Annotated in this window: 4 protein-coding genes and 1 pseudogene; 2 read left to right on the top strand and 3 right to left on the bottom strand. The window is 33.4% G+C overall.

All coding sequences use genetic code 11. The features are described 5' to 3' along the window. The coding region (locus F0000_RS26920) for an RHS repeat-associated core domain-containing protein (RefSeq protein ID WP_304505301.1) at positions 1-948 on the top strand (948 nt) is incomplete at its 5' end. A gap of 392 nt (positions 949-1,340) precedes the next feature. On the opposite strand, the gene F0000_RS26915 is transcribed toward F0000_RS26920, so the two are convergent. The 3 genes from F0000_RS26915 to F0000_RS26905 are packed head-to-tail and all read right to left on the bottom strand — an operon-like array spanning position 1,341 to position 2,223. Continuing rightward, complete coding sequence (locus F0000_RS26915; protein ID WP_149627789.1) at positions 1,341-1,643, bottom strand: type II toxin-antitoxin system RelE/ParE family toxin; 303 nt, start codon at positions 1,641-1,643, stop codon at positions 1,341-1,343. Continuing rightward, entirely contained in the window at positions 1,644-1,877 is a 234-nt protein-coding gene (locus tag F0000_RS26910; RefSeq protein ID WP_149627788.1) for an addiction module protein, read from the bottom strand. Positions 1,878-1,887: 10 nt separating this feature from the next. Then, the gene (locus F0000_RS26905; RefSeq protein WP_149627787.1) at positions 1,888-2,223 is read right to left on the bottom strand and encodes a helix-turn-helix domain-containing protein; all 336 of its coding nucleotides are present in this window, start codon (positions 2,221-2,223) and stop codon (positions 1,888-1,890) included. Between the two features lie 157 nt (positions 2,224-2,380). Here F0000_RS26905 and F0000_RS26900 point away from each other — a divergent pair. Beyond that, a pseudogene (locus tag F0000_RS26900) lies at positions 2,381-2,889 on the top strand (hypothetical protein); the annotation flags it as partial.

Here is a 2,889-nt window from a genome sequence, read left to right as displayed (position 1 = left end):
TTTGGACTACAGCATAAAGGCTACAATAATACCATTACTGGTAGGGAGCATAACTATGGGTTTAATGGGATCGAGCACGAACAAAGTTTAGGGCTTGATCTTTACGAAATGCCACTGCGACAATATGATCCTGCTATTGCTCGTTGGACTTCTATTGATCCTGTTACACATCACTCGATGTCTACATATACTGCCTTTGATAATGACCCTGTTTTTTGGGCTGATCCTAGTGGAGCGAATTCCACGCAAGAATGGATGGCAGCTAATGGAATAACAGACGATGATCTGATTACTGTTTATGAAGCAAGTGATGAAGAAGATGACCCTCAAGATGATATTACGGTTAATTCCAATGGTAAAGTAGTAGGAGTAGTTAAGAATGATAAATCAAATAGATTTTTTGATCAAGATGGAAATGAGTTATTTTTTAATGACTATGAAGGTATAGATGGCTTATATAATGATGATAGGCTTTGGGAAATAGGTGATCGTGTATTTTATGCCGTATCTATAAAGAAAGTTAATAATCATATAATCGAATCAGGGCTTATTTATGATAGATGGTTTGCAAACTTGCCGATTAATGGTCCAGGAAAATGGTTATCAAGTTTGTTTACAGCTGTAGGTAAAGGTCATGGGGATTTTGATTTTGCTGAAGGTTTTTTATCAGGTCTTATAGATAAGCCTGCATTGAATCACGGTGATGGAAGAAGGGCAGGTCTTTCGCTTACATTTGAACAAGGTGCTGGATTTTTTAGATTTGGAAATCAAAGTACTATTTATAATTTGTATGACGCAGGTAATTACATGTGGGGTAGAGCAATGGGGATGTCTGGGTTTAGTTATGCTGAAGTTATTTTTGGATCTAACGCTAACGAGTTAACTTCCTTTAGTTTAGATTCTGATGCTGATCAAAGGGCAATTAAAAATGGATTTAATGGAAACTAAAAAGAATAATTTAAAAATTAAGTCAGCTGTAATTCTATTTACAATTTTTGTGACTATCGTAATTAATCTATTACTATATTTTTATCCATCAAGAAAATATGGTGTGATTTTAAATAATTATGTGTTTATTCCATTATTTATTATTTCCTTGATATTGTCTATAAACATTCTATATAAGTATTTCTATTTGAAAGAAAGGTTAAATAAATGGCATGTTTTAATAGCATTTTTACCGCTTCTTTTTATAATAAAAATTATATCTTCAATTTGGTTTTAATTAACTCAGCTCTCCGAAGAGTGATTGGGCTCTGCGATAGTTTTTAACTTCGTAGCGGTAAGGTAAGAATGTAAAAGAGAAAGCCACAACTTTAGAGTTATGGCTTTTGTTATGTTTATTCGTCTCTAGTGTTCCAATTTTGTGGACTTTGTGCCATTGCAAAGACTGCAGAGATTATGATGGTTTTATTCTCTTCATCCACTATAAAATGGATCATATATGGGAACACATCTACGATAGCAGTTTTAACATCACGATATCGAGTAATAATGTTTTCAGGGTTTTTACGAATATGAGCTACTTTTTTACGGACTTCTCTGGTAAAACGTTTACCTAATCCTTTTTGCTGTTTGTTGTACCACTTGGCAGTACTTCTAATATCTTCTTTGGCAAGCGGTAGTATGACAGATTTGTACATTTATAACTCTTTGTCAATATCGTCCATAGCCTTGTCAAAATCTAATACCTGATCAGGATTGTTGCGATGATCAGCTAAACGTTTATCCAGTTCCGCTTTATGCCACTCAGGGATATCGTTTAACTCGGTCTCAATATCGTTGTACTTTTCTTTGAGTTTATTCCAATCGTTCATTGGGATAAAAACCCCAGTAGGAACACCATTACTATCTGAAATATATTGTAAGTTCATCATTGTTTAAAATTTAAGAAGAATAGGCTTGTTGTGTTTTAAAGTCTCTAATAGCAAGGTCTAAAAACTTAATAATTATTGCTTTATTATCTCCTGTCATATCCTGTATTACTTCAAAACGTTTAAGAAGCTGTGTATCCTTGATCGCTATATTATCATCACTTAGTAACGAATCTGTAGAAACTCCAAGTGCATCTGCAATTGCTTTTAATGCATCCGCAGGAGGGATACTGGTGTCTAGTTCATAACGAGATAAACTCTTATTGTTTACCCCAGAACGTTCTGCCAGTTCTGCTTGTGATAAATTCTTTTGTTGTCTATATAGTCGTATGCGCTCTGCAATAGTCATAATCGAGAAATATTAATTAAAAACACCTCTAAAAAGTGAATATAAGACAAATATAAGCAAGATAATTTAATAAAATCTACTAAGTGTCTTGTTTGATGTTCTCGTAATTGTTACTTTTGAGACAAATATGAGAATGTTATTATTTTAATCTTTTTCTATGATTACATTAAATACTACCAATCCAAACAACTATAGCTATATCACAAAAGACCTAGAAATCCACATCTTAGGCGGTATCAAGCTTAATAATTTAGATCGTATGCGAGTAACAATGAGCGTTCAAAAGCCAAAAAGTATTAATGTGTTACGTCATAGTATCGATCTGTACAATGACAATATGGTCGAGAAATTTGTACGTAAGATTGCAGAACGTATCGAAATAGGTACGAGTATCACCCGTAAAACCCTGCAAGAACTAACATCAGCATTAGAGCAATATAGAATCGATGAACTGGAAGCAGCCAATAAAGCAAACGAAATATCAGTAAAAAAACTTAGTGAGACGGAAGAACAAGCAGCTGTAAAGTTCTTAAAATCCAAAGACTTACTTAAAAAGACCAATGAGTTAATAGGAAAATCTGGAGTGATCGGAGAAGAAACTAACCGATTATTAATGTACTTGATATTTACATCAAGAAAAACTAATAATCCATTGCATTGTATTAG

Origin of the sequence: Aquimarina sp. RZ0 (genome assembly GCF_008370685.1) — a bacterium.
In the GTDB taxonomy this organism is placed as follows: domain Bacteria; phylum Bacteroidota; class Bacteroidia; order Flavobacteriales; family Flavobacteriaceae; genus Aquimarina.
This window is presented reverse-complemented; position numbering and strand designations above follow the sequence as displayed.